The organism is Dactylosporangium sp. CS-047395 (assembly GCF_050942185.1).
Lineage (GTDB): Bacteria > Actinomycetota > Actinomycetes > Mycobacteriales > Micromonosporaceae > Dactylosporangium.
Map to the genome: position 1 here is coordinate 6,939,094 of NZ_CP192015.1, position 25,617 is coordinate 6,964,710.

The following is a 25,617-nucleotide window of genomic DNA, read 5'->3' on the forward strand; positions in this document are numbered from 1 at the left end:
TCGATGCCGCCGCACCAACGGGCCACCATGGCGGAAATCGCCGCCGAGGCCGGTGTCTCCGTGCCCACGGTCTCCAAGGTCCTCAACGGCCGCCGCGACGTCGCCCCGGCGACCCGGGACCGGATCGAGGACCTGCTGCGCCGGCACAGCTACAAGCCGCGCCGGGCCCAGCCGGCCGCCGCCGGGCTCATCGACGTGGTCTTCGTCGACCTCGGCAACTCGTGGGCGATGCAGATCCTGGCCGGCGTCGAGGAGACCGCGCACCGGGCCGGCACCGGCGTCGTCGTCTCCGCCGTGCACGGCCGCCAGCACCGCACCGAGCCGGACCGCCGCTGGCTGGAGGGTCTCGCCGCGCGCCGCTCCGACGGGGTGCTGCTGGTGCTGTCCGAGCTGTCCGCGGCCCAGCTGGAGCAGCTCGCCGCGCTCGGCATCCCGGTCGTCGTCATCGACCCCGTCGGGCAGCCCGATCCGGCGGTACCGTCCGTCGGCGCCACCAACTGGACCGGCGCCCTGACCGCCACGGAGCACCTCATCGGCCTCGGCCACCGCCGGATCGCGGTCGTCGGCGGCCCCGAGGACGTGCTGTGCTCGCAGGCGCGCATCGACGGGTACCGCGCCGCCATGCACGCCGCCGGCCTGCAGATCCCGCCCGGCTTCATCCGCACCGGCGACTTCACCAGCCCGACCGGCCACCGCGAGACGATGGCCCTGCTCGACCTGCCCAACCCGCCGACCGCCCTGTTCGCCTGCTCCGACGAGATGGCCCGCGGCGCGTACGAGGCCCTCTACGAGCGCGGCCTGCGGGTGCCCGACGACATGTCGATCGTCGGCTTCGACGACCTGGAGCAGGCCCGCTGGTCGATCCCGCCGCTGACCACCGTGCGCCAGCCGCTGACCGAGATGGCCGCGCTCGCCACCCGGATGCTGCTCACCCTCGCGGCCGGCGACAAGCTCGACGCGTCGCGGCTGGAGCTGGCGACGCCGCTGGTCATCCGCAGCAGTACGGCGAAGCTCGCATGAGTACGCGCCGCCGGGGCGAGGTCACCGTGGCCGCGATCGCCGAGCTCGCCGGGGTCTCCGTGCCCACGGTCTCCAAGGTGCTCAACGGCCGGGCCGGGATCGCCGCCGAGACCCGCGACCGGGTGGAGGCGCTGCTGCGCGAGCACGGGTACCGCCGCACCGACGCGGTAATCACCACGCCCAACATCGAGGTGGCGTTCTTCGGCCTGGAGAGCCACCTCGCGATGGAGATCCTGCGCGGCGTCGAGCAGACCGTCCGCGAGCGCGGGCTCGCCGTCGGCTTCACCGACCTGCAGGGCCCCGTCCCGGGCGGGCGCCGGCCGGCCGACCATCTCCTCGCCCGCCGCCCCACCGGCGTCATCGCGGTCAACTCGGCGTTCCGGGTCCGCCAGTACGAGCAGCTCATGGCCGGCGGCGTGCCGATGGTGGTGCTCGACCCGACCGGCGAGCCCGGCCACACCATCCCGTCGGTCGGCGCCACCAACTGGAGCGGCGGGGTGGCCGCCGCCCGGCACCTGCTCGACCTCGGGCACCGGCGGATCGCGGTGGTCACCGGGCCGATGGAGTACCTCTGCGCCCGGGCCCGCCTCGAGGCCACCCGCGGCGCGCTGGAGGCCGCCGGCTTCCCGCTCGACCCGGCGCTGGTCCGCCACGGCCGGTTCATGTTCGAGGACGGCATCGAGCTCGGCCACGACCTCCTGCGGCGGGCGGACCGCCCGAGCGCCGTCGTGTGCGGCGACGACCTGCAGGCCCTCGGCGTCTACGAGGCCGCCCGCCGCCTCGGCCTGCGCATCCCGCAGGACGTCAGCGTGGTCGGCTTCGACGACATCGAGGTGACCCGCTGGTGCGGCCCGCCGATGACCACCGTGCGCCAGCCGTTCGCCGAGATGGGCGCGACCGCCGCCCGCATGGTCCTCCAGCTCGCGCTCGGCGAGCCGGTCGAACCGGACCGGGTGGAGCTGGCCACCGAACTCGTCGTGCGCGGCAGCACCGCGCCGCCAACCATCTGAGGGGCTCGCGGCGTTCCATCGACATGCGCTGCCGTCTGCTGCTGCTCATCCCACTGCTGCTCGCCCCGTCCGCCTGCGCCGAGCAGAACGCCGGGACCACCCCCGGCGGGCCGGTGACCCCCACCCCGGTCCCGCTCGACGTCGGGCCCAGTGCCAAGGTCACCGGCAACACCATGCCGACCGGGATCGTCGTGCAGGGCAAGGAGCTCATCTTGTACCTGTGGGTGGCGACCGGCGCGCCCGTCCTCGCCACCGCCAGCCGCGACTCGGCCTCCGGCACCGTCGACCCGAAGAGCGACGGCGGCATCTGCACCGGCACGACCCTGTCCGAGGACCAGAACCCGTTCTTCGGCCTGACCCAGTGCGTCGCCAACGACGGCTCGCTCATCGAGTTCGGCGCCTACAAGGGCGAGGTGTCCCGCGTCATCGACGAGATGGACGGCAAGACCACGGACGCCACCTTCACCCGGTGGACGGGGTCCGAGCAGCCGGTCACCATCTTCTGGCTGCAGCGGCACGGCAACCCGAACCCGTCCAACGTCGTCAACGCGCCCGGCAAGACCTCGCCGCTACCGGCCGCGCAGTACCCCCGGATCACGGTGTACAGCACCAAGGGCAAGGCGGTCGCCTCGGCCCACATCCGGCCCGGCCAGACCGAGCAGAAGGGCGGCTGACGCCGATCAGAAGCGCAGGATCCGGTCGTCGCCGTCGTTGGGGTCGCCGCGCCCGTCCCGGTTCGAGGTGCTCACCCACAGCGAGCCGTCGGGGGCGGCGACCGCGGTGCGCAGCCGGCCGTACTTCCCGGTCAGCTCCGCCTTCGGCGGGCCCGTCTGCTCCCCGTTGAGCGGCACCGTCCACAGGCGCTCACCGCGCAGGGCCGCGACGTACAACGTGTCCCCGATGATCGCCGCGCCCGACGGTGAGGCGTCGTCGGTCGCCCAGGTCACCAGCGGGTTGGTGAACTTCCCGCCCTGCGTGTCGCCCTTGCCCTCGACCGTCGGCCAGCCGTAGTTGGCGCCCGGCTTGATCAGGTTGACCTCGTCGAACGTGTCCTGCCCGAACTCCACGGCCCACATCCGCCCGGCCGAGTCCCAGCCGAACCCCTGCACGTTGCGGTGCCCGAGGCTGTACACCGGCGAGCCCGCGGTGGGGTTCCCGGGCGCCGGCTTGCCGTCGGCGGCCAGCCGCAGGATCTTGCCGTTGGGGCTGCCCGGGTCCTGGGCCTTCGGCCGCTGCCCGGCGTCTCCCGCACCGACGTAGAGCATCCCGTCCGGGCCGAACGCGATCCGCCCGCCGTTGTGGATGCCGGCCTTGGCCAAACCGCTGAAAATCACTTCGGGGGTACCGTCGCCGAGCTTGAACCGCACGATCCGGTTGTCGTTCGCCGCGGTGAAGTACGCGTAGACGTACCCGTCCTGCGCATAGTTCGGCGACACCGCGAGCCCGAGCAGCCCGCCCTCGCCGGATGCCTGCACCCCCGGCACCTGGTACACCTGCCGCGCCGCCCCGCCCTGGGCCGGGACCTGCACGATCCGCCCCGTGTTGCGCTCGGCGACCAGCGCGTCACCACCGGGCAGGAACCCGATCCCCCACGGCACGTTGAGCCCGGTCGCGATCTCCCTGGACGCCCCGAAGTCCGGCGCCTTGGCCGCGGCTCCAGCGCTGGCACTGCTCGACCCCGGGGGCGCCGCCGGGGCCGCCGCGCTCTGCATCGGAGAGGTCGCGTCCGAGTTGTCGCCGTCGTCACCGCAGCCGGCCACCAGCACCGCACACAGTACGGCCGCCGCTCCTGCTTTTCCTCGCATGTCAGACCTCCTCCAGTCCTAGTCTATTACCTACCGGACTGGTAGCCTTTTGAGATGAGTCGGATGACGCGGGCGGTGGACCGGTTCGTGCTGCTGGTCCAGCGGCTGGCCGGGTTCGGGGTCGACACGCCACCGGAGGCGCAGGTGTGGGCCGAGCTCTCGCCCGATCGCGCTCTGCACCGCATCACGCACCAGGCCGAGGCCGACTTCATCTATCGCGGTCCCGCGACTTCCTGACGTCGTGCTCCAGCAGGGCCAACTGCCACACGATGGCCAGCCCGGCGAGCACCCAGAAGACCGCGTCGGCACGCAGTACCAGAGCCAGCAGTGCCCCGGCGAAGAGCAGGGCCGCGACCGCCATCACGACCCCGCCTTCAGTCGGCGTCTCCTATCGACTTTATAGCATATAGGCCCGCCGGAAGCGGCTCCCGACCGCGCCGGCGACCTCCTCGAGCAGCGGCCCGGGCAGGCCGTCGCGCTCCAGCACCCGCAGCGCGAGCTCCACCAACGCCGGCGCGGCCCCGGCGAGCACGGGATCGGTCAGCCCGTAGCGGGCCGCCTCGACCCAGCGCCCCGCAGCCGGTGCCGACAGATCCTGGGCGCCCCGCCGATCCAGTCGGCGAACGTGACCCCGGCCGGCGCGTTCCAGTTGGCGCCGCGTTCCGGAACGCAGAGCAAGATGCGCCCGTCGCCGCTGCGCCGGGCGAGGGAGGCGGCCATTGCGCGGTATCGCGGGAGGAAAGCACCCGTCGCGGCGCCCGGGGTGCTACACCGAACGTACGTCGATGAACACGCTCAGCGTTGGTGCAGCGCCATCCGCAGCGCCAGTGGTGGGTGGGTGATCAGCGCGCGCAGCCGGGAGCGGCGGGCCGCCGGGTTCGTGCGGCGGGCGGTGGCCACGATCGTGCGCAGGTGCACCGCCCACGCGTGCAGGGCGTCCGCGCCGGCCTGGCGCACGGCGAGGCGGTCGCAGGCGGCCTCGGCCCACCAGCGGCCGGCGACCGTGAGCGTCGGGACCGCCACCAGCGTGAGGGCCAGGGCCCGGGGGTCGAAGCTCAGCATCGCCCCGATCAGCGCGCCCACGCCCAGCAGGCCGGTCACGGTCCAGGCCAGGCTGTCGCGGCGGGCCAGGTGGGCGATCTCGTGCCACAGCACGAACCGCGCGCGCTGCGGGTCGGCGGCCGTGTGCTCGGTCAGCAGGATCACCGCCGTGCGCCCCAGCCATAGGCAGCGATCGGAGCCGATTCCAGGCTGCAGGTGTACTTCCAGTTCCCGCAACCCCAACCGCCCGAGCAGCACCCCGGCGTCGGCGGGCAGCGGCACGAGCGCCGGCGAGCGCACGGTGACCTCGCGGCGGCGGCGCAGGATCTGCACCGGCGCCAGCACGAGCGCGATGAACATCGTTCCGGCCGCGCCGGCAAGGACGATCTCGGGGCCGGAGGTGTCCCAGGTAACGGCGAGCAGCAGCGCGTACAGCAGCAGCCAGCACGGCACGAGCACGCCCAGCGCCCCGATCCACCCGCGGCGCGGCACGGCCCCGGCCCGCGCGGTGACCTCGGCGAGGACCGGCCCGGCGAAGCCACCGACCGCCACCGGCGGCGCCGGCCGCCCGGCAAGCCCGTGCCGGGCGCCGCCCTCGGACTCAGCCGGGTCGAAGCCGCCGCCCCCCACCGGCGGCGCCGACCGCCCGGCAAGCTCGTGCCCGGCGCCGCCCTCAATCTCGGCCGGGCCGGCCAGCTCGTGCCGGGCGCCGCCCTCGGTCTCGGCCGGGGCGGCGGCGGCGTCGCTCGCCCGGCGTGCGGTCGCCTCGGGCGCACGCCTGGACCGGTCCGTCAGCCGCATGGGCGCGATGGTGCCACAGACGCGGCAGGGCATCATCGTCGCGTGCGGGTCTTCTTCAACTTCGCCAACGACACGTTCCGGTGGGTGGACGTGCTGCGGTTCCCCCTTCCCGATCCGGCGCCGGACGACCGCGCGGTGCTGGCGTTCCTGATCGGGCACAGGTTGTACGGGACCGGCTACGCGGGCGGTGAGCCGGGCGGCGATCCGGGGCGGCACGGGCGGTACAAACGCGAATGCATCACGGTGGAGAGCTTCGAGCCGGTCGCGGCGGACGCGGCCGAGCGGTGGCTGCGGGGCTGGTCGGTGCAGTGGGCCCCGCTCGCCGCGGCGATCTCGGAGGGACTGGAGCGCGAGGTGTACGCCCCGCTGCGCGCCGCCGGCCGCGTGTTCCGGCTGCGGGAGCTGGGCGATCAGGCGGTACACGATGCGGGGTGGCTCCTGACGGAATTTCACGAGCTGGTGCTGCTCGACCGCGCCGCGGGGGCGCTGGTGCTGGTTGTCGCGGCCGAGGACTGAGCCACTAGGTTGACGGCATGGAACTGCGGGCCGCCGTTGCCGCCGACATTCCCGCCGTGCTGGCGTTCTGGAAGGTCGCGGCCGAGGACACCAACCGGGTCGGGGACGATGCGGGCGCGGTCGCGGCGCTCATCGCCCGGGACCCGGAGGCGTTGCAGCTCGCGACGGACGGCGGCGAGATCGTCGGGTGCCTGATCGCGGGGTTCGACGGGTGGCGCTGCCATCTGTACCGGTTCGCGGTGCACCCCGGGCGGCGGCGGCAGGGCATCGGGCGGCTGCTGCTCGACGCGGCCGAGGAGCGGTTCCGGGCCCTGGGCGCGCGGCGGGCCGACGCTATGGTGCTCGAGGACAACACCGGCGCGCATGGAGCCTGGGTGGCCGCCGGCTACGAAATGCAGCCGGAGTGGCGGCGCTGGATCAAGCGGCTCGGCGGATAATGGGGTCGTGGGGACGCAGTACCTGACCCTGATCCTGCTCGTCGGCCTGCTCGCGGTCGTCGTCGTGCTGGCCGTGCGCGCGATGGCCACCTGGCGGGCGCAGTCCGGCGGGGCCGAGGTGGCGGTGCGCTGCCGCGAGGGGCACGTGTTCACCACCGACTGGATTCCCGGCGTCTCGTTCCGGGCGGTCCGGCTCGGCAACGTCCGCTACCAGTACTGCCCCATCGGCAAGCACTGGACCTTCGTGACCCGCGTCTAGCTCAGCCACAGGACCATCGCGTCGCCGGTCCGGTTCGCCTCGGCGAAGTAGCCGACCAGGTCCTCGTAGTAGCGGCGCAGGTGGTCCAGCGAGCCGGGATCGTCCCAGCCGCCCTGCGGGTACAGGTCGGCCGCGGCCAGGTCGGCGGCGGTCACGTCCCGGATCAGCCCCTCGAAGGGCAGGCCGGACAGGAACGCCGAACCGCTCGCGACCTGTTCCGGGGTCAGCAGGAAGGCCGGCCCGTAGCCCCAGTCCTCCTCGGTGAACTCCTCCTCGCCGTGCACGACGTTGACCGGGCAGCCGGCCCGCTCCAGCAGGTAGCGCAGCGCGTCCCAGGTCCGGTCGGTGCGGTGCAGCCGGTCCGCGGCCAGCTGCCCGTCGGGGCTCTCGGGCTCGTCGATCTCCGCGTCCTCGAGATCCTCGGCATACTCCATCGCCCAGTCGGGATCCTTGCGGGCCCGATCCAGCTCCAGGGGCGTGATGCGCAGGTAGTTGCCGATCATGCTCATGGATTCAGGCTATCGGCTCCGTATCATCGGGTGGCGTGAACCTCAGACTCGCCACGGTCGAGGACGCCCGGGCGCTGGCGACCCTCCACGTGTCCACCTGGCAGGCGGCCTACCGGGGTCTCATCCCGCAGCGGTACCTCGATGCCCTGGACGTCGCCGAACGCGCCCGCGAGTGGCGGCGGCGCCTGGCCGAGCCGCCGCCGGCCGCGGTCGTCATCGTCGCCGAGGACCCCACCGGCCTGCACGGCTTCGTCACGGTCGACAGCGGCGTCGTCCGCGCCCTCTACGTCCACCCCGACCACTGGAGCACCGGCATCGGCCGCCGCCTCATGGACGCGGGCCTGGACCACCTCCGCGCGGCCGGCTGCACCGAGGCCGAGCTGTGGGTCCTGGCCACGAACGAGCGGGCGAGACGCTTCTACACCGCGGCCGGGTGGCACCCGGACGGCACGGTGCAGGTCGAGGACTTCGACGGTGTACCGCTGGAAGAACTCCGCTACCGCCGGACCCTCGCATGACGGTCTGGGACGCGCACGCGGCCACATTCGACGACGAGCCCGACCACGGCCTGCGCGCGCCTTCCGTCCGAAGCGCCTGGCTGCGGTTGCTGGCCTCGGCGCTGCCGGCGGCGCCCGCTTCGCTGGTGGACCTCGGCTGCGGTACCGGCAGCCTGAGCATCCTGGCCGCGGAGCTGGGCCACGAGGTCGTCGGCCTCGACTCGTCCCGGGCCATGCTGGACCAGGCCCGCCGGAAGTCGCCGTCGCTGCGCCTCATGCGGGCCGACGCCGACCGTCCGCCGCTCGCGCCGGGCTCGTTCGACGTGGTGCTGGTCCGCCATGTCCTGTGGTCGGTCCCGGACCCCGCGGCGACCCTCGAACGCTGGCAGCACCTGCTGGCCCCGGGCGGCCGGCTGGTGCTCATCGAGGGCCACTGGTCCACGGGCGCCGGCATCCCCGCCGCCACGTGCGCCGCCCTCGCCGGCCGGCACGCCCGCGAGGTCGAGGTGCGCCACCTGACCGACGAGGCGCTGTGGGGCGGCCCGATCGCCGACGACCGGTACCTCGTCACGGCGTTGTGAACACGTTCCAACAACTTTCCCGCCTATTGACAACTGTCTTTACAGTCGGCGAGCATGCTGAGAGCGCTCTCACGAGCGTTTTCCCTTTCCCCGCCCAAGGTACGAGAAGGGGCACATGCATCGTGGAAAGTCAACGTAAACGCACATGGAGGGTGTTGCGAGCGGCCGCCGCGCTTGCGATCGCCGTCCCGGTCAGCGTGTTCGCCGCCGCCACGGCGTCACAGGCCGTCGGGCCCGCCACCCTGCCCGTCACGGTCACCAACAACACCGGCCGCTCCGGCGCCGTCTACCTGTACGTCCTCGGCACCAACCTCAGCACCGGCCGGCTCGGCTACGTCAACGCGGCCGGCGCGTTCAGCAACTGGCCGGCCGGCGGGAACCCGCCCACGCCCGCGCCGGACGTGTCGATCGGCGGGCCCGGCAACGGCGGCTCGGTCACCATCCAGGTGCCGCGCGGGCTGTCCGGCCGCGTGTACTTCTCGATCGGCCAGAAGATCAATTTCTACCTGACCCCGGACGGGCTCGTGCAGCCCGCGCCGTGGGCCGGCGGTGACACCAACCGCGACATCCTGTTCGACTGGAGCGAGTTCACCTACAACGACGCCGGCCTGTGGCTCAACAGCTCGCAGGTCGACATGTTCGCGATCCCGCACGCCGTCACGGTCACCAACAGTGCCGGCGCGACCAAGCGGACCGGTGACCTCGTCGCCGGCGGCCGGGACGCGGTCATCAACGGCCTCAAGGCGCAGGCGGGCTGGGCCGGGTCGGTCTACACCCGCTCGTCCGACGGCACCGTGCTGCGGGTTCTCGCGCCCGGCAAGGCGGCCGAGGCGGGTCTGCTCAGCGCCACCTACCTGGACTCGTACATCAACTCCGCCTGGAGCGCGTACGCGTCCAAGACGCTGACCGTGGTGCCGTTCGGCGACCAGCCGAACACGAAGTACTTCGGCCGCACGTCGGGCACGGTCATGAACTTCACGAACAGCGCGGGCCAGCAGGTGGCGTCGTTCCAGCGGCCGGGCAGCAGCGACGTCTGGGGCTGCGCGGGCAAGCTGTTCGCGCCGAACGACCAGGTCGTCGGGCCGATCGCCCGCACGCTCTGCGCGGCGCTGACCCGCGGGACGCTGGGCACCGTCGACACCCAGCCCAGCACCAACGCGGCCCAGTTCTACCAGAGCAACCCGGCCGACCAGTACGCGAAGATCATCCACGCGAACATGGTCGACGGCAAGGCGTACGCGTTCCCGTTCGACGACGTCGGCAACTTCGAGTCGCTGGTCAACGACGGCGACCCGCGCTCGGCCGGCATCGTCCTCACCTCGTTCACCGGCGGTGGCGGCGGCGGGGGCGGCGGCGGTGGCAGCACCGCGGCGGCGGGCACCATCACCGGCCCGGGCGGCAAGTGTGTCGACGTGAGCGGCGACGACACCGGCGGCAACGGCACCGCGGTGCAGTTGTGGGACTGCCAGTCCGGCGCGGTGGATCAGCGCTGGACGCACAACGCGAACGGATCGCTGTCCACGCTCGGCCGGTGCCTCGACATCAACGGCAACGGCACGGCCAACGGCACCCAGGTCCAGTTGTGGGACTGCAACGGCGTCGGCGGCCAGGCGTGGGTCCAGCAGGCCGACGGCTCGCTGCGTAACCCGCAGTCGGGCCGCTGCCTGGACGCGCCGAGCGGCAACACGGGCAACGGTACGCGGCTGCAGATCTGGGACTGCAACGGTTCCGGGGCGCAGAAGTTCGCCGTCAACGGCGGCGGCACCATCAACGGCCCCGGCGGCAAGTGCGTCGACGTGGCCGGCGACGACACCGGCAGCAACGGCACCGCGGTCCAGCTGTGGGACTGCCAGGCCGGTGCGGTGGACCAGCACTGGTTCCACAACGCCAACACCTCGCTGCGGACGCTGAACCGGTGCCTGGACATCATCGGCAACGGCACGGCCAACGGCACGCAGGTCGAGCTGTGGGACTGCAACGGGGTCGGCGGGCAGAACTGGGTGCAGCAGGCCGACGGCTCACTGCGCAACCCGCAGTCGGGCCGCTGCCTGGACTCCCCCAGCGGGGCGACCGGCAACGGCACACGACTGCAGATCTGGGACTGCAACGGCAGCGCGGCGCAGAAGTTCGCGCTGACCTAGAAAACGTGACGGCGGCCCTTTTCAGGGCCGCCGTCACCTATCGGTTGAACTGGAACCAGTTGAGGTTCACGAAGTCGGCGGTACCGGTGAACGTCAGGTACACCGTGTGCACGCCGGTGGCCGACGAGGACAGCGCCGTGGTGGTGCTGATCCAGGCCTGCCAGCCGCCGGTCGACGAGACCGGGACGCTGGCGATGACCGGGCCGGTGGTGGAGTCGAGACGGTACTGGACGGTGCCGTTCGAAGCGCCCGACGCCAGCCGCGTGGTCACCGAGACGGCCGTGGCCGAGCCGAAGTCCACATTGGAGTAGGCCAGCCAGTCGCCCGGCGACACGTAGCCGACGTTCTGGCCGCCGCCGGTGTCGGTGCACGCCTCCGTCTGGATGCCGGACTGGCTGGCGAAGCTCTCCGCCTGCCGCACGCCGTACGCGTTGGGCAACCCGGCGCCGGCGGTGAACTGCAGCCAGTTGAGGTTCACGAAATCGACGCCCGCGCTGCCGGTGAACGTGAGGTACAGCCGGTGCACGCCGGTCGCCGAGCCCGACAGATTCGTGGTGGTGCTGGTCCAGGTCTGCCAGCCCCCGGTCGAGGTCACCGGAGCACTGGCGATCACCGGCCCGGTGGCGGAGTCGAGACGGTACTGGATGGTGCCGCTCCCCGCCCCCGACGCCAGCCGGGTGGTGACCGTGGCCGGCGACGACGAGCCGAAGTCGAGGTCGTAGGCGAGCGTGTCACCGGGCGCGATGTAGCCGACGTTCTGCCCGCCGCCGGTGTCGGTGGTCGTCTCGGTCTGCGTCCCCGACTGCGCGCTGTAGCTCTCGGCCTGGATCTGGCTGTAGGCGCTGCGCGTCACCGGCGGGGTGCTGCCCCACGGGACCTGCGGCGAGCTGTAGAAGTTGATGCCCTGCGCCGTCCACCGTGGACCCTGCGCGCCCAGCCGGACCTTGAACGTGTCCCAGCTGCGGGCCGACTGCGGCGACCACGCCAGCTCGGCCAGCGCCGGCATCCGCGGGAACGCCATGAACTCGATGTCGGCCAGCTTGGTGAGCGTCTCGGTCCACATCGGAGCCTCGACGCCGAGGATCGCGCTCGCCGGGACGCCGGTGAGGTACGCGCCCGGATCCCAGTTGTACGCGGTCTGCACCTCGATCAGCCCCGCCCACGACTGCCCGAGCGGGGTCGCGCTGGTGTACTTCATGTCGAGGTACGCCTTGTTCGCCGGCGACATCAGGATCTTGTCGCCCTTGCTCACCGCCGCGCTCAGGTCCGCGTCCGATGTGGACGTTCCCCAGAACTGCGCGACCCGGTTCGCCGTGTGGTTCGCCTGCCCGATCTGGTGCCAGCCGACGACGGTCTTGCCGGCCGCGCCGACGAAGGGCTGCACGCGGTTCATGAACGCGGTGTAGTCCGCCGCCGGGGTGCTGGCCGCCTCGTCCCCGCCGACGTGCAGATACGGCCCGGGGGTGAGCGCCGCCAGCTCGTTGAGCACCTGCTGCACGAAGGTGTACGTCACGTCCTTGGCCACGCACAGCGAGCTGAACCCGACGCTCGTCCCGGTGTACAGCGGCGGCGCCGTATTGTTGCAGTTGAGCTGGGCGTAGGACGCCAGCGCGGCGTTCGTGTGCCCCGGCATGTCGATCTCCGGCACCACCGTGATCTGCCGCGACGCCGCGTAGGCGACCAGGTCGGAGTACTGCGCCTTGGTGTAGAACCCGCCCGCGCCGCCGCCGACCTGCGTGCTGCCGCCGATGGTCGTCAGCTGCGGCCAGGCGTCGATCACGATCCGCCAGCCCTGGTCGTCCGACAGGTGCAGGTGCAGAACATTCATCTTGTACTGCGCGATCTCATCGATGTACCGCTTCACCACGTCGGGCGCGAAGAAATGCCGTGACACGTCCAGCATCGCGCCGCGGTACCCGTAGCGCGGGTAGTCGACGATCCGCCCACCGGCGATGGTCCACGGTCCACTCTGGACCGTCCGCGCCTCGACCGCCGCCGGCAGCAGCTGCCGCAGCGTCTGCACCCCGTGGAACAGCCCGGCCACGGTCTGCGCCCGCAACGTGACGACGGCGGCGGTCACGTCGAGCTGGTAGCCCTCCGTGCCCACGCTGGCATCGGCCCCGGACAGCAGCAGCGCGATGCCACTGCCCGGCGTCCCGGTCGTGGTGGAGACCGGCAGCGCGTAGCCGGTCGACGGCCGGAGAATCCCGGCGAGATAGTTGCCGACGTCGGTGGCGCCGGCCGCGGTCTGGATCGCGGCGCCGGACGGCAGCGTGTAGGTCACGCCGGTCGCCGGCTGCGCCGAAACCGGCACGGGCACGACATCGGCGAGCCCGACGGCGGCCCCGGCGGGCGAGGCCGGCAGCGCGACGACACCGCCGAGAACGGCCGCCACGGCGGCGGCGGAGGCGAGCAGCAGGTTGCGCGGGGAACGGTGCACGGCATCCTCCAGCGAAACTGTTAAGTTTCCTGCTAGTTTGACGGCACGCTATGTCTCCGGCGACACGCTGTCAAGGACTCAGGCGGCGCCGATGCGGCTGCCGTCGGGGGCGTAGACGTAGCCGTCGGAGCTGTACCAGCAGCCCGGCACGCCGTTGTAGTCGCCGTGGTAGCCGCCCGAGCCGAACTGCGGCTCCGGCCCGTCGTCGAAGGCGCGCAGGTGGTCGGCGCCCGGGTCGTACGAGCCGAAGTCGGGTTCGTTGTCGTCGTCCATCCGCGTCCCTCCGTGGTCAGATGAGCGATCCGTCGCGCGGCGCGGCGGTTCCCCGTCCGGGTCGGCGACCAGGAAGGTCACCGGGCACAACACCCCCGGCGGCCGGTCGGCCAGCCCGTGCTGCCGGTTGACGAGCACCGGTCGCAGGTACGCGGGTCGCAATCCGAGCAGACGGCTTGTTTCCGGCGCGGCGGCGCTGAATGATTTCGTGGTGGCGCAGACGGTTCCGGTCCGGGTCGGCGAGGTCGCGGTCGCGGTCTTGCCGGTGACCGGGGACCGGTCGGACGCCGCGGGCGGGCCGGTGTCGTGAGCGTCCCCGGGTACGAGTTCCTGGGCCTCGTGCTCGACGGCGACGGCACGCCGGTCGGCACCTGCTTCCAGATCTCGCCGGGCATCCTCGTCACGGCGTGGCACGTGCTGGCCGGCGCGGGTGCCCCGCGGATCGCGCCGGTCGGTGGCGGGCCGGGGCAAGAGGCCACCGTTGAGCGGTTCGACGAGGGGCACGACCTCGCCGTCCTGCGGATACCGGAACCGCTGGAGCGGTCGTGCCCGGCGCTGGTGCTCTCCGACACCGTCGCCGCGAACACCCCGGTCACCGCCGGCGGGTACGCGCGGGTCGACGACGAGGAGCACGAGTACGGGTTCGTCGCCTCGGGCGGCCACTGGCGCGGGCCGGCGCTGCGCGACGGGATGCTGTGGGCCCGGCTGCAGGCCGACGCCGTGCTGCCCGGCATGAGCGGCGCCCCGGTCCTGCGGGCCGGCGACCGGGCCGGCGAGCGGGCCGGCGAGCGGGCCGGCGACCGGGCCGGCGACCGGGCCGGCGACCGGGCTGTGGTCGGCGTGGTGTCCGGCCGGTACAACACGCAGGACGGCTGGCTCGCCGGAGCGGTGTGGGTGACCCCGGTCGAGGAGCTCCTGCCGCTGCTCGACGGGCTCGCCACGCCCGTGGCCGACGAGGAGCTGCCGCCGGGCACGCTGCTCGACCTGGTGCTGGCGGTGTCGCCGGCCGAGGTGCGGCTGTCCGGGTGCGGCGAGGACGTGACCGCCCCGCACCACGGGGTCTCCCCCGGGCTGGCGAACGCGCTGCACGACTTCCGGCGCCGGCCCGCGGCCATGCGGCTGGCCGGGGCGCTGCTGGCCGAGTCGTTCCTGCCGGTGCCGGTCGCCCAGGCCCTCGCCCGGGTCCTGCGCCGGGCCCGGCGGGCGCACGCGCCGGTGCGGGTGGGCGTCGACGCGCCGGGCTGGTGGGCGCTGCCGTGGGAGATCATCCCGGAGCCGGTGACCGGCCGGCCGCTGGTCTTGCACGACCTGGTCGCGGTGTACCGGAAGATCGCCACGGCGGGCACGCGCTCGGCCCCGCTCCCGGGCCCGCTGCGCATCGTGGTCGCCATCGCCGCACCCGACGAGGAGGCGGGCCACGAGAAGACGGACCACGAGGAGAGGGACTACGAGCGGGAACTGGGCAGCGTCCTCGACGCGGTGCACCGGGCCCACCGCGGCCAGGCGGTCGTGCGGATGGTGCCGTTCGCGACCACCGCGGCGATCCACGCGGCGCTGAGCGAGGACACCACGCACGTGCTGCACCTGTCCGCGCACGGCCGGCCCGGCGTCCTGCGCCTCGAGGACGAGCGGGGCGGGCCGCGGGCCGTGGACGCCGAGACCCTGGTCCGGGAGGCGATCCCGGAGGGCCGGATGCCGCGGCTGATCGCCCTCGCGGCCGCCTACACCGACGCCGAGGGCGAGGACGGCGCCGGCTCGTTCGCCGCGGGGCTGGCCGAGCACGGCGTCGGCGCGGTCATCGCCACGCAGACCGCCATCACCGGCGGGTACTCCACCCGCGTCTTCGCCCGCGTCTACGCCGAACTCGCCGGGGCCACCTCGCCCGACGTGGTGGGTGCCGTGGCCCGCGCCCGCCGCGCCGTGCAGCGGGAGCTGGACGAGTGGGGCGACCTCAGCGTGCTGGCCGCCACCCCCTCGGTGACCGTCGTCGACAGCGCCGCCCCGGCCGAGCCGCGCGCCGAGCCGGTGCCGGACGTCGGCGGCCTCCTCACCCGGCCGATCGGCCAGTTCGTCGGCCGCCGGGCCGCCCAGCGCAGCCTGCCCGCGCTGCTCAGCGCCGGCCCCACCGCGGGTGTGCTGCTGCACGGCATCGGCGGCATCGGCAAGACCACCCTCGCCGCCGAGCTCGTGCGCCGGCTGCTCGACACCGCACCGGCCTGGCGCCTGGCCACCCTCACCGGCGAGCTCAACGTCGACACCGTCCTGGCCGCGCTCGCCGGTGCGGCCCGGCGCGACCTGCTGCGGCGGCAGGCGTACAGCGGCGAACGGGCGACGGCCGTGCAGGTCGCCGAGCGGGTCGACGTGCCGTGGCGGGACCGCTTCGGGCTGCTGCGCGAGGTGGTCCTGGCCGACACCGCGGTGCTGCTCGTGCTCGACGACTTCGAGGACAACCTGACCCGCGACGGCAACGGCTGGGCGACCGCCGACTTCGACGACAACCCGACCCGCAACGGCAACGACTGGACGACCGCCGACTTCGACGACAACCCGACCCGCGACGGCGACGGCTGGGCGATCGCCGACGCGGGGCTGGCCGGGCTGCTCGCCGCCTGGCTCGCCAGTCCCGGCCGCGGCCGCCTGGTGATCACCAGCCGCTACCGGTTCGACCTGCACGGTCTGCATGCTTATCCGGTACCGCCGTTGAGCCTCGCCGAGACCCGCAAGCTGCTGTGGTCGCTCCCGCGCCTCGACCGGTACGCGGGCGACGCCGAGGTCCAGGAACGCGTCTGGCGCAGCGTCGGCGGCCACCCCCGCGCGCTGGAGTACCTCGACGCCCTGCTGTCCCACGGCGGGCAGCCCCGCTTCGACGACCTCGTCCGACGGATGGAGGCCGCGCCCGCCGGGGACGTGCTGCTCGCCGAGCACCTGGCCCACCTCGGGACGATCCCGGGCGCGTTGCGGCTGCTGGCCGGGATCAGCGTGTACCGCGAACCCGTCGACACCAACGCGCTGCTCTTCCAGGTCGGCACCCCCGACCCCGACGTGCCCGAGCGCACCCGGGCCATCCGCGACATGCAGGACCTGCTGCTGCGCCACCAGCTGACCCTGCGCGACCTCGCGGCGGCCACCGGCCCCGGCAGCCCGCTGCCCGACGACGACCGGGACCGGCTGATCCGCCTGCAGGCCGACGCCGAGGAGCCGCCGCAGGCCCCGCTCAGCGCGCCGCCCGACCTGGCCCAGCTGGTCCGCCGGCTCGCCGCCACCAGCCTCGTCACCGCGCTCGGCGACGGCCACGTGGTCATGCACCGGTGGACCGCCACCGAGCTCCACCGGCGCTGGAACCCCGACCTGGTGGCCACCGCGCACACGGCCGCCGCCGAGTACTGGCACTGGCGGGAGAAGGTCTGGCCGCAGGACCCGGACGCCGACCTGCACGATCTCGAGGAGGCCCGCCACCACCTGCGCGCGGCGGGCCGCCCGGAGGCCGCCGGGATCGTCACCGAGCGCATCTGCCGGCGGCTCGCCGAGCGGGGCGCCTGGGACCGGGAGGCCGGCCTCGTCCACGACACCCTGCGCTGGCTGCCGGCCGACTCACCGCGCCGCCCCGTCTGGTACTACCACCTCGGCCTGCTCGCCCAGAACCGCGGCGACTACCGGGCGGCCGAACAGCGGTACCAGCAGGCCCTGGCCATCTTCGACGAGCTCGGCGACCGGGCCGGCGTCTCCGCCGGGCTGCACCAGCTCGGCAACGTCGCCGAGGCCCGCGGCGACTACGGCGAGGCCGAACGCCGCTACGAGCAGGCCCTCGCGATCAGCGAGGAGCTCGGCGACCGGGCCGGCATCGCCACGAGCCACCACCAGCTCGGCATCCTCGCCCAGCGCCGCGGCGACCGGCCCGAGGCCGAGCGGCGCTACCGGCAGGCGCTGACCCTCAAGGAGGAGCTCGGCGACCGGGCCGCCGCGGCCGGCACGCACCACCAGCTCGGCGCCCTCGCCCAGGACCGCGGCGACCATGACGAGGCCGAATCCCGGTACCGGCAGGCTCTGGAGATCTGCGAGGAGCTCGGCGACCGGCCCGGTGCCGCCGCCACCCGCCACCAGCTCGGCACCCTGGCCCAGGAGCGCGGCGACTACCCCGGCGCCGAACGCCGCTACCAGGAGGCGCTGACCGGTTTCGAGGACCTCGGCGACCGGCCCGGCGCCGCGAGCGCCCACCACCACCTGGGCGCGCTGGCGCACCTGCGCGGCGACTACTCCGAGGCCGAACGCCGCTACGAGCAGGCCCTGGCCGTCTTCGAGGAGCTCGGCGACCAGGCCGGCGCGGCCACCGCGATCACGAACCTCGGCCGGCTGTCCACCGAGACCGGCAGCCTCGCCGAGGCCGTCGCGCTGCACTGCGAGGCGGTGAGCATCCGCCTCGAGCTCGGCGTGCCGCAGAGCGCGGACAACCTCGCCAACCTCGCCGACCTGCGCGCGACGATCGGCGGGGCGGCGTTCGACCAGGCCGCCTCGGTCATCCTGGACGGCGAGTCGATCCGCAACCTGCACGCCCTGCTGGACCGCCGCTAACCAGGCCTGCACCGGATGGTCATTCAGGCATCGTTGGAGACCGTGCGATGTCCTGAAAAGCGGTGGGGGAGCTCCGCTCCACCCACACCCCCTCAAGACCGCACCGAGTCCATCGGCAGCAGCACGGCAGCTGCAACGAGCCCCGGCTCAGGGGACCGCGACCTTCGGGACGAAGTATCCGTCGTCGCCGGACCGGTAGGCCCACACGTTCAGCGCGGGGCCGGCCAGTCCCCCGTCCTTGGCGAACGCGATGTGGCGGCCCAGGCCGTCGTGGTCCCATCCGTTCACGAACTGCAGCATCGCCGGGCGGCTGGTGCGACCCGCGCGCAGGCCGGCCAGGGCGATCTCGGCCGCGTCGTAGGCCTCCGGGGCGTAGTACTCCGGGGGGTGGCCGCCGAAACGGGCCTTGAACTGGGCGCGGAACACGTCGAGGCCCTGGCTGACGGGGACGCAGGGGCAGGTCGCGTACGTGCCGTGGCCCGCGTCCCCGGCCGCCTTGCGGAACGTCTCGGTGATCAGCTTGTCGCCGCTGACGAGCGGGAGCTTCGGCAGCACGGCCCGCAGGCGCTGGACGAACGGGGCGGTGTCGTCGGCCCAGCCGCCGAAGTACACCGCGTCGGCGCCGCTGCGGCGGATCCGGTCCACGACCGGCGACCAGTCGGTGGTGTCCTCGGCGACGTCGGCGTGCCCGGCGACGGCGCCCAGCGTGGCCGTCACGCGGGCCGCGACGTCGATGCCGAACGCGGTGTCGTCGGCGACCACGAAGACGTGCTTCGCCTTGAGGGTGTCGCGCAGGTACCGCGCCGCGGCGTCGGCCTGGTCGTCGTCGCTCGGCAGCGTGCGGTGGAACACCGTCCAGCCCTTGGTGGTCAGCACCGAGTCGCTGGCGGAGGGGCTGATCACGGCCAGGCCGGCGGGCTCGAACACCGGCAGCGCGTCGGTGACCTCGCCGCCGTAGGTGGGCCCGACCACGGCGACGACCGACGGATCGGCGGTGATCACCGTGGCCGTCGAGGCGGCGTCGCCGGTCACCGCGGTGTCGAATTCCTGCAGGTGTACGGTGCAGTCGCCGCCGTGCGCCGCATTGTCCTGCGCCACCGCCAGCTCCACCGCCTCCAGCTCACCCGGCCCGTCCCCGGCGTCGTCGCCGGTCAGCTCGCCCATGAACGCCAGGGTCTGCGGGCACTCGTGCGCGTCGGCGGTCGCGGACACCGCCGGCCCGGAGCCGTGCGGGATGAAGTCGGCGGCGAGGCAGGTCGCCGCGAGCACCACGACGACGGCGACCGCGACGAGATCCCAGCGCGCGCGGCCGGGCGGCTTGCGGACCGGTGACTTCGCGGTGGGGGGTGGGGGCACAGGCGGTACAATTGCGGCGGTTTCGGGGTTGCCGAGAACGGCGTCGGACAGCCCGCGCGCCTCGGCCAGCCCGCGGCGCAGCCCCTCCAGATCACCGGTGAGGTCGGCGAGCCGGCCCTCGGTGTCGCCGGCGCCGGCCGCGTCGTGCATGACGACGATCTCGGTGACCCGGACCGAGAGCCCTTCGAGGTCGAACACCGCCGCCTCGATCCGCGCCAGCAGCGTCCGGCGGCTGGTGTCGAGCCGGTTCGCCACCGCCAGTTGCTCTTCGAGCGCGTGCAGCGACCGGTCGAGCTCGGCCCGGAGCCCGGCGTCACCGGCCCCGTCGCGCTGCGTGCGCGTCGCGGCCAGCTCGCCGCGCAACCGCTCGACGGGAATGTCGTGCAGCGCCCGTTCGAGCGTCCTGGCCTGCCCGGCGAACCGGCGCAGATCGGCAAGCACCTCGGCGGCGTGGTCGTCGACGTCCTCGATCTGACCGCGCAGCACCTCGTCGCGCGGCGCGCCGGTCTGCTCGCGCAGCTTCGCCACGGCCGCCTCGGCCCGCTTGATCAGCACGTCGGCGTTCTGCGGCGCGGTGTCGGGCTTCGCCGCTCGCGCGAACCGCACGGTGGACCAGAAACGCCATATCGCGTACCCGCCGGCGATGGCGACAGCCACGGCCAGCCCCACCACCCACGGACCGATCATGACCGCTCCACCAGCTTCCTCAGCGGATCACGACGATACCGCCGCCCCGCCAGAACGCTGTCGGCTACACGTCTTGGAACATGGCGGCCAGCCGCGGCAGGTGCAGCCGGTTCGCGTCCTCGTCCTCGACGTCCCACCGCTCACCGCCCGCGGGTCCCGGCGCCCGCCGCAAATCGTCGAGCGCGGCGTCGAAGGCCGCCGGATCGCCGTACGCGTTGCGGGCCACATAGTGCAGCCCCTCGCACCCGAGCCACCCCTCGTCCTCCGCCATGCGCCGCACGATCGGCAGCCCGGCGAGCGAGTCGGGATCCTCGACCGCACCCTCGAACGCCGCGCGCCCCTGCATGATCAGCCCGGCCCGGAAGTCCCGGAACCCGTCGTCGCCGCACCCACCCTCGATGAGGTAGGCGGCGGCCCAGAGCGGGTGGAGGTACGACTGCCGCAGCTTTTCCGAATAGTGCCGCTCGAACGCCAGAATCTCGTCTTTCGGCAGCTGCCGGAGCCGCGCCAGGACCACTTCGGGCCGCGGCTCGCCCCCCTCGTCGAGGGCCCCGCCGACCAACTCCCACCACCGCGCGATCTCCACGCCCGCGACTGTAGCCCGTGCCGGCGGTACAGAATGACCACGTGACTTTCGTGCCGGACGTCGCCCAGGGCGACCTCGAGGGCTTCGCACTGGTACGCCCGGACGGCTCGGTGACTTCCGAGGTCGTGCACGTCCAGTGGATGGACAACCACCCGGCCGGCCCGGACACCCACGCAACGGTGTCGTTCGCGGACGGCACCGACGTGGAGTTCCCGTTCGACGTCCCGGTCGTGAAGGTCCGCGCCCCGGTGTCCCCGGACGATGCCCGCTCGGCCGCCCCATCCGGCTGGGGCACCGACGCCGGCCGCTGGGACGGCATAGACTCGGCCCTCTGACCTAGGGAGGACCAACGGTGATTGCCCGGATCTGGCGTGGTGTCGTCCCCGCGAACGTCGTGGCCGAATACGCGCGCTACGTCGACGAGACGGGGGTCGTGCAGTACCGCCGCACACCCGGCAACCGCGCCGCCGAGATCCTGACCCGCGACCTGGGCGACGGCACCGCCGAGATTCTCGCCTTCACCATGTGGGACGGCTGGGCCGACATCCGCCGCTTCGCCGGCGACGACGTCGAGCACATCGTGCTGTACCCGAAGGACGAGCGGTACCTGATCGGCCAGTCCACCCTGACCCACTACGAGGTCAGCCCGCACGGCACCGACCCCCGCACGGTGGCGGAGGCGTTCTCCCGGCACCGCTTCGCGGACGCGTACCCGTTCCTGGCCCCGGACGTCACCTGGAACATCCTGGGCGGGAACATTCTGCGCGGGCGCGACGCCGTCATCGCCGCGTGCGAGGCGACGCTGGCGGGCTTGACCGAGACCACGACGGAGTACACCCGGTTCGTGGCCGTCGGCGATGCCAGCCGGGCCGTCGTGGACTCGGTCGCTCGTTACACCGCCCCGGACGGGGATACGGCGGTGGTGGCGTCGTGCGACATTTACGAGTTCCAGGATGGGGCGCTGACGACGATCACCTCGTACTACGGGGAACTCCCGAACGCCTGAGCACGGGCGCCGTCCGCCGGTTGGACCCTCCCCTGGCTTCGTTCGCGACTTCGGGACCCACCTGTCGGCGTCCGGCTCTTGTGTTCGCGAGTATTGGACCACTAGCGAGGCCGCGCGGTAGTACGACCGATTCTTGCGCTGAAGCGGGGCTTTACGATCCACTGCTATGGTCCGCACCACACCCCCGCGTCCCCTGGACGTCACCAAGCTGTTCCCCGAACTGAGGGAACACTCGACCACTGCCACCCGCCTGCATCCCCGGCCCGGCACGCCGACCGTCATGGACAGCTCGGTCGGTGGACCGTTGCTGTGGCCGACCGGCGAGGATTGGCCGGTCTGCGACGACGCCGGGGCACACGAGCCGTACAACTTGACCACCCCGGCCGTCGAGCGCCGCCGGCGGGAGATCCTCGCGACCGCGAACGCCAGGACGCCGCTGCCGGGCGGGGAATTCCTGACCGCCGAGGAACGGGCCGAAGTCGATGCCGCCGACGCCCTCAACCTGGACGACCTGATCCAGGATCCGATCCCGCTGGTCCCGATCGCGCAGCTGTACCGCCGCGACATCCCGGACTATGCCGGTCCCGCCGGCACCGACCTTCTCCAGGTGCTGTGGTGCCCGGTGGACCATTCGGACCGGCACTACAGCCCTCGCGTCTTCTTCTACTGGCGTGACAGCTCCGCCGTCGGCCCGCTCCTCGAAGCGCCGCCCGAGCCGCCGGTGATCAGTGACATGTATCTGCCGGTCCCGTGCGTGGTGTGCCCCGAGCAGGTCCGCGAATATCAGTATGCCGACCTGCTCCCCGACGAACTGCGTGAACGGCTCGACGAGTGGGACGAGGACGAGGAACGGGGTGCCTCTTACCAGAGCGACCTGTCGCTGGCACCCGGATGGAAGGTTGGCGGGTACGCGAACTGGTCGCTGACCGACCCATACCCGATGCATTGTTCGGCCTGCGGCACCGCCATGACGTTGACATTCACCGCCGCCTCCACCGACTGGAACGGCATGGACTGCAGCTGGCGCCCGATGGAGGAGGACCCTGACGCCTCCCCGGACACCGTGGGCGTGCAGATCGGCCGGGGCTACTCGCTTTACGCCTTCCGCTGCCCCGAGTCCTTCAACCACGCACCGGCCACCGCTATGCAGTGACGGGCCCGCCGCATGGCTGATCGGCCTCCGAACCGCACTCACTTCGGCATGGTCGTGCACCAAGGTCAGGTTCCGGAGGCCATATAGGCGGCGAGGATGTTGTTGGGATGGCGGTCGAGGTTGTTGCGGGCTCGGTCGTAGCGCATGGTGGTGCGGGGGTCGGCGTCGAGCATGGTCGTGACGAATGTGTGGCGGAGCATGTGTGGGTGCATCCGGGGCATCCGCACGCCGGCGGCAGCGGCCAGGTGCCGGAGTCGCCGGGACGCGGCGTGGCGGGTCCATGCGACCGCCGAGCATGTTGCGCAGGATCGGTCTGTTCGACGCGTTCGCCGATGGCGCGTTCGATCGCCCGGGCCACCGCGGGTGGTAGCGGGATCAGGACGACTTTGCCGCCTTTGCCGCGCACGCGCAGGACGCGGTGGCCGTGTTCTTCGCCGGGGTCGGTGATGTTGGAGCCGCAGGCTTCGAAGATCCGTAGCCCGAGTAGGCCACGCTGTGCTGGCGGGTCAGGCCGCGCTTGCGACCGAGGGAGGCCGCCACCGCGCCCCGCAAGACAAGCTCACGCGGAGGCTCGAGACGGGAGCTGGAGACAGGAAACGCAGCCATGTACTACGGTGCGTCACCAGCCTCGATGAACACCAGCACTCCCGCCGCGGCAGATGCGGGTGTCGGTAGCGGCTACCGTGATCGTGCACATCCGGCGGACGGAAGGAGTAGCCGTGAGTTTGCACTACGAGTGGATGTTGACGCTGCGCCTCCGTCCCGACGTGCCGGCGAGTTTCCTGGCTGAGTTGCGGTTCCATCTCGGGCTCTCCGCCGAACTGCCCAAGCATCGGGAGCTGGACTACGACTGGCCGTGCCTGGTCGCGGATTCCTACGATGCACTGCCCGGCGGAAGTGTTGCGTCGTTGATCCTGCAACGCCCGTACGTGAATCATCCCGGTTCGTACGGGCTGTTCGTGCGGACGTTCGTGCTGGACGACGGCATGTACGAGTTGATGAGCACGGTTCCGGAGTGGCTGGCCCGTTGGTCGCTAACCCAGGAGGGATCGGGCAGGCACGATCCCGCTGTATGTCGTCGCTGTGGCGATGACGGCGGTGCCGCTGGCGATCTGGGACCAGCTGGAGTTCCGCGCCATGTGCCTGCTGCTCGCCGTCGTGCTGGTGCTGATGGCGATGTGCGTGGGCCACATCGGCTTGTTCCTGTACTTGCCGGCCGCACTTCCGCTGGTCGCGGCCGCGTTGCCGAAGCCGGGGTGGTGCCCGCGCGCGAAGTTCGTGGCGGTGGGGGTCGCGCTCGCTGCGGTTCTGGTGCTGTACGTCAGGGTCGTCGGATACTGGTTCGACTGGTGACAGGACGCCAGACGGCCGCGCAGTCCTGGCGGCCAAGGAACCTCACGGTGGTTAGTCTCGGCCCGTGGACGACAGCCTTCTTCGCAGGCTCCAGGCCGAACAGGCCCGGACCATCCTGAACCGCCTGATGCCCGCGTGAGCACCGCAAACGAGCCGTCGCCATGGCCGACCGACAAGCTGACCGCACTGCGCCTGGGACGTCGGTTGGTCACCGAGGTGGCCGGGTCCGGGCCGGGCAGGCGAGCCTTCGTCGATATTCGCCTCGTCGGCACCACCGATGACCAGGCCGCCGGCCGGGAGGGCCGGACCGGGGCTGAACGTGAGCGCACCTTCCAGTTGAAGCACTGGGACTACGACGCCGACCGGATCGACGGCTTCGACTACGACATCGGCGCGGTCCTCGTGAAGGCCGCCTCTGTCGTCGGTGAGCGCGCGCTCACCGAAGCGCTGCAGGCTTGGGGACTTCGGCCAGAGCAATTCCTTCAACCGTGGCAAACCGCCGATCCGCAGTAGCCGCACGGCCGTCGGTCCGGGGCGAGCTCGGGACCTGGACCCACCCGAGGCTTCGGCCCACCGTTCTGATCAATCCGGCGCTCACCAAGATGGGTCCCGAACTCACCGACAACGATCAAGCGAAAGCGGCCAACCTGGGTTCCGGAGTCGCGGTTTCGTGGCGTTTGCGGGGCGGTGTAACCTGGCTCACAAAATCGATGCGGCAGAGGGGTCCAAGGATGGACGCACCGACCACGCGTGACGGGTTGCTTGCGAAGCTTGACACCAGCGTTGCGCACTCGGCGCGGTTGTGGAACTACCTGCTCGGCGGGAAGGACAACTTCGCGGCCGATCGGGCGGCGGCTGAGGAAGTGCTAGCGTACATGCCGGAGCTGGTGCAATCGGCGCGGTTCAACCGGCAGTTTCTCGGGCGGGCCGTGCGGCACCTCGCCGGGGAGGCGGGGATCCGGCAGTTCCTGGACATCGGGACCGGGCTGCCGACCGCGGACAACACGCACGAGGTCGCGCAGCGGGTCGCGCCCGACAGCCGGGTCGTCTACGCCGACAACGATCCGATGGTGCTGGTGCATGCCCGGGCTTTGCTCGTCGGTACCCCGGAAGGCGCGACCGACTACATCGACGCCGATGTGCGGGAGCCGGCGGCGATCCTGGACGCGGCGCGCCGTACGCTGGACTTCGAGCGGCCGATCGCGTTGATGCTGCTCGGCATCGTCAACTTCGTGCCCGACGACGAGCAGGCGGCCGCGATCGTGCGCACGCTCGTCGACGCGTTGCCGTCCGGCAGTTATCTCGTCATGTCGCATCCGACCCGGGAGGTCAACGCGGCCGCTGTCGACCGGGCGGTGGAGATGTGGAACAGCAGCGGGGCGGCGCCGATGGCGGTGCGCACGCCGAAGCAGATCGAGCTGTACTTCGAGGGCCTCGAACTGCTCGAACCCGGCGTCGTCACCTGCTCGCAGTGGCGGCCCGACGGCAACGACGAGACCCCGGCGTCGGAGTACTGCGGGGTCGCCCGCAAACCCTGACACGTACGCAGATTTTCGTACGGCCACGACTCCCACGGC

27 protein-coding genes are annotated in these 25,617 nt (G+C 72.5%); 17 read left to right on the forward strand and 10 right to left on the reverse strand.

The features are described 5' to 3' along the window. Positions 1-27 precede the first annotated feature (27 nt). The 3 genes from ACQP00_RS32645 to ACQP00_RS32655 are packed head-to-tail and all read left to right on the forward strand — an operon-like array spanning position 28 to position 2,704. Positions 28-1,020, forward strand: coding sequence for a LacI family DNA-binding transcriptional regulator (locus ACQP00_RS32645; protein ID WP_433202604.1), 993 nt, complete (start codon positions 28-30; stop codon positions 1,018-1,020). Next, positions 1,017-2,030, forward strand: coding sequence for a LacI family DNA-binding transcriptional regulator (locus ACQP00_RS32650; RefSeq protein ID WP_433202607.1), 1,014 nt, complete (start codon positions 1,017-1,019; stop codon positions 2,028-2,030). Before ACQP00_RS32645 ends, ACQP00_RS32650 begins: the two co-directional genes overlap by 4 nt. A gap of 23 nt (positions 2,031-2,053) precedes the next feature. Beyond that, positions 2,054-2,704, forward strand: a complete 651-nt coding sequence (locus ACQP00_RS32655) for a hypothetical protein (protein WP_433202610.1) — start codon at positions 2,054-2,056, stop codon at positions 2,702-2,704. Positions 2,705-2,710: 6 nt separating this feature from the next. On the opposite strand, the gene ACQP00_RS32660 is transcribed toward ACQP00_RS32655, so the two are convergent. After that, positions 2,711-3,835, reverse strand: a complete 1,125-nt coding sequence (locus ACQP00_RS32660) for a PQQ-dependent sugar dehydrogenase (RefSeq protein ID WP_433202613.1) — start codon at positions 3,833-3,835, stop codon at positions 2,711-2,713. 54 nt (positions 3,836-3,889) lie between these two features. Between ACQP00_RS32660 and ACQP00_RS32665 the strand changes: the two genes are divergently transcribed. Continuing rightward, positions 3,890-4,072, forward strand: coding sequence for a hypothetical protein (locus ACQP00_RS32665; RefSeq protein ID WP_433202616.1), 183 nt, complete (start codon positions 3,890-3,892; stop codon positions 4,070-4,072). Here the strand turns inward: ACQP00_RS32665 and ACQP00_RS32670 are convergent. The 3 genes from ACQP00_RS32670 to ACQP00_RS32680 all read right to left on the reverse strand — a co-directional run bounded on the left by ACQP00_RS32670 (position 4,044) and on the right by ACQP00_RS32680 (position 5,677). Then, positions 4,044-4,199 carry a hypothetical protein gene (locus ACQP00_RS32670; RefSeq protein WP_433202619.1) on the reverse strand — a complete coding sequence of 52 codons (156 nt, stop codon included), beginning with the start codon at positions 4,197-4,199 and terminating at the stop codon, positions 4,044-4,046. The two genes, ACQP00_RS32665 and ACQP00_RS32670, sit on opposite strands and share 29 nt — an antisense overlap. A 33-nt stretch (positions 4,200-4,232) precedes the next feature. Then, positions 4,233-4,367, reverse strand: coding sequence for a hypothetical protein (locus tag ACQP00_RS32675; protein ID WP_433202621.1), 135 nt, complete (start codon positions 4,365-4,367; stop codon positions 4,233-4,235). Between the two features lie 263 nt (positions 4,368-4,630). Continuing rightward, positions 4,631-5,677: a hypothetical protein gene (locus ACQP00_RS32680; protein ID WP_433202624.1), complete on the reverse strand. Its 1,047-nt coding sequence runs from the start codon at positions 5,675-5,677 to the stop codon at positions 4,631-4,633. Positions 5,678-5,719: 42 nt separating this feature from the next. Here ACQP00_RS32680 and ACQP00_RS32685 point away from each other — a divergent pair, with 42 nt between their 5' ends. The 3 genes from ACQP00_RS32685 to ACQP00_RS32695 are packed head-to-tail and all read left to right on the forward strand — an operon-like array spanning position 5,720 to position 6,889. Next, entirely contained in the window at positions 5,720-6,193 is a 474-nt protein-coding gene (locus tag ACQP00_RS32685; protein ID WP_433202627.1) for a hypothetical protein, read from the forward strand. A 17-nt stretch (positions 6,194-6,210) separates the two neighbouring features. Continuing rightward, a complete protein-coding gene (locus ACQP00_RS32690; protein WP_433202630.1) occupies positions 6,211-6,630 on the forward strand; it encodes a GNAT family N-acetyltransferase in 420 nt (139 codons plus the stop codon). A 7-nt stretch (positions 6,631-6,637) separates the two neighbouring features. Continuing rightward, positions 6,638-6,889, forward strand: a complete 252-nt coding sequence (locus ACQP00_RS32695; RefSeq protein ID WP_433202633.1) for a hypothetical protein — start codon at positions 6,638-6,640, stop codon at positions 6,887-6,889. On the opposite strand, the gene ACQP00_RS32700 is transcribed toward ACQP00_RS32695, so the two are convergent. Continuing rightward, complete coding sequence (locus ACQP00_RS32700; protein WP_433202636.1) at positions 6,886-7,398, reverse strand: YfbM family protein; 513 nt, start codon at positions 7,396-7,398, stop codon at positions 6,886-6,888. The genes ACQP00_RS32695 and ACQP00_RS32700 overlap by 4 nt on opposite strands. Positions 7,399-7,433: 35 nt before the next feature. Here ACQP00_RS32700 and ACQP00_RS32705 point away from each other — a divergent pair, with 35 nt between their 5' ends. The 3 genes from ACQP00_RS32705 (at position 7,434) to ACQP00_RS32715 (ending at position 10,617) form a co-directional block, all read left to right on the forward strand. Next, positions 7,434-7,916: an N-acetyltransferase family protein gene (locus ACQP00_RS32705; RefSeq protein WP_433202639.1), complete on the forward strand. Its 483-nt coding sequence runs from the start codon at positions 7,434-7,436 to the stop codon at positions 7,914-7,916. Further along, positions 7,913-8,476, forward strand: coding sequence for a class I SAM-dependent methyltransferase (locus ACQP00_RS32710; protein WP_433202642.1), 564 nt, complete (start codon positions 7,913-7,915; stop codon positions 8,474-8,476). Before ACQP00_RS32705 ends, ACQP00_RS32710 begins: the two co-directional genes overlap by 4 nt. 152 nt (positions 8,477-8,628) lie before the next feature. Further along, positions 8,629-10,617, forward strand: a complete 1,989-nt coding sequence (locus tag ACQP00_RS32715; RefSeq protein ID WP_433202645.1) for a beta-1,3-glucanase family protein — start codon at positions 8,629-8,631, stop codon at positions 10,615-10,617. Between the two features lie 37 nt (positions 10,618-10,654). Here ACQP00_RS32715 and ACQP00_RS32720 read toward each other — a convergent pair whose 3' ends face one another. Continuing rightward, positions 10,655-13,057: a family 20 glycosylhydrolase gene (locus ACQP00_RS32720; protein WP_433202648.1), complete on the reverse strand. Its 2,403-nt coding sequence runs from the start codon at positions 13,055-13,057 to the stop codon at positions 10,655-10,657. A 78-nt stretch (positions 13,058-13,135) separates the two neighbouring features. Further along, on the reverse strand, positions 13,136-13,330 hold the full coding sequence (locus tag ACQP00_RS32725) for a hypothetical protein (protein ID WP_433202651.1): 195 nt from the start codon (positions 13,328-13,330) through the stop codon (positions 13,136-13,138). A 306-nt stretch (positions 13,331-13,636) separates the two neighbouring features. Between ACQP00_RS32725 and ACQP00_RS32730 the strand changes: the two genes are divergently transcribed. After that, the gene (locus ACQP00_RS32730) at positions 13,637-17,899 is read left to right on the forward strand and encodes a tetratricopeptide repeat protein (RefSeq protein WP_433202653.1); all 4,263 of its coding nucleotides are present in this window, start codon (positions 13,637-13,639) and stop codon (positions 17,897-17,899) included. A 147-nt stretch (positions 17,900-18,046) separates the two neighbouring features. On the opposite strand, the gene ACQP00_RS32735 is transcribed toward ACQP00_RS32730, so the two are convergent. Beyond that, positions 18,047-19,942, reverse strand: a complete 1,896-nt coding sequence (locus ACQP00_RS32735) for an ABC transporter substrate-binding protein (RefSeq protein WP_433202656.1) — start codon at positions 19,940-19,942, stop codon at positions 18,047-18,049. A 64-nt stretch (positions 19,943-20,006) separates the two neighbouring features. Further along, entirely contained in the window at positions 20,007-20,528 is a 522-nt protein-coding gene (locus tag ACQP00_RS32740) for a DUF4240 domain-containing protein (RefSeq protein WP_433202659.1), read from the reverse strand. A gap of 41 nt (positions 20,529-20,569) precedes the next feature. On the opposite strand from ACQP00_RS32740, the gene ACQP00_RS32745 reads away from it, so the two are divergent. The 3 genes from ACQP00_RS32745 to ACQP00_RS32755 all read left to right on the forward strand — a co-directional run bounded on the left by ACQP00_RS32745 (position 20,570) and on the right by ACQP00_RS32755 (position 22,687). Beyond that, positions 20,570-20,863 (forward strand): hypothetical protein, encoded by a 294-nt coding sequence (locus ACQP00_RS32745; protein WP_433202662.1) that lies wholly within the window; start codon positions 20,570-20,572, stop codon positions 20,861-20,863. 17 nt (positions 20,864-20,880) lie between these two features. Then, a complete protein-coding gene (locus ACQP00_RS32750; protein ID WP_433202665.1) occupies positions 20,881-21,534 on the forward strand; it encodes a nuclear transport factor 2 family protein in 654 nt (217 codons plus the stop codon). Positions 21,535-21,700: 166 nt separating this feature from the next. Further along, positions 21,701-22,687, forward strand: a complete 987-nt coding sequence (locus ACQP00_RS32755; RefSeq protein WP_433202668.1) for a hypothetical protein — start codon at positions 21,701-21,703, stop codon at positions 22,685-22,687. Positions 22,688-22,752: 65 nt separating this feature from the next. Here the strand turns inward: ACQP00_RS32755 and ACQP00_RS32760 are convergent, their stop codons facing one another. Further along, complete coding sequence (locus tag ACQP00_RS32760) at positions 22,753-22,887, reverse strand: hypothetical protein (protein WP_433202671.1); 135 nt, start codon at positions 22,885-22,887, stop codon at positions 22,753-22,755. 889 nt (positions 22,888-23,776) lie between these two features. Between ACQP00_RS32760 and ACQP00_RS32765 the strand changes: the two genes are divergently transcribed. The 3 genes from ACQP00_RS32765 to ACQP00_RS32775 all read left to right on the forward strand — a co-directional run bounded on the left by ACQP00_RS32765 (position 23,777) and on the right by ACQP00_RS32775 (position 25,578). After that, complete coding sequence (locus tag ACQP00_RS32765; protein WP_433202674.1) at positions 23,777-24,040, forward strand: hypothetical protein; 264 nt, start codon at positions 23,777-23,779, stop codon at positions 24,038-24,040. A 135-nt stretch (positions 24,041-24,175) separates the two neighbouring features. Further along, positions 24,176-24,553: a hypothetical protein gene (locus tag ACQP00_RS32770; RefSeq protein WP_433202677.1), complete on the forward strand. Its 378-nt coding sequence runs from the start codon at positions 24,176-24,178 to the stop codon at positions 24,551-24,553. Between the two features lie 218 nt (positions 24,554-24,771). After that, positions 24,772-25,578: an SAM-dependent methyltransferase gene (locus ACQP00_RS32775; RefSeq protein WP_433202680.1), complete on the forward strand. Its 807-nt coding sequence runs from the start codon at positions 24,772-24,774 to the stop codon at positions 25,576-25,578. Positions 25,579-25,617 lie beyond the last annotated feature (39 nt).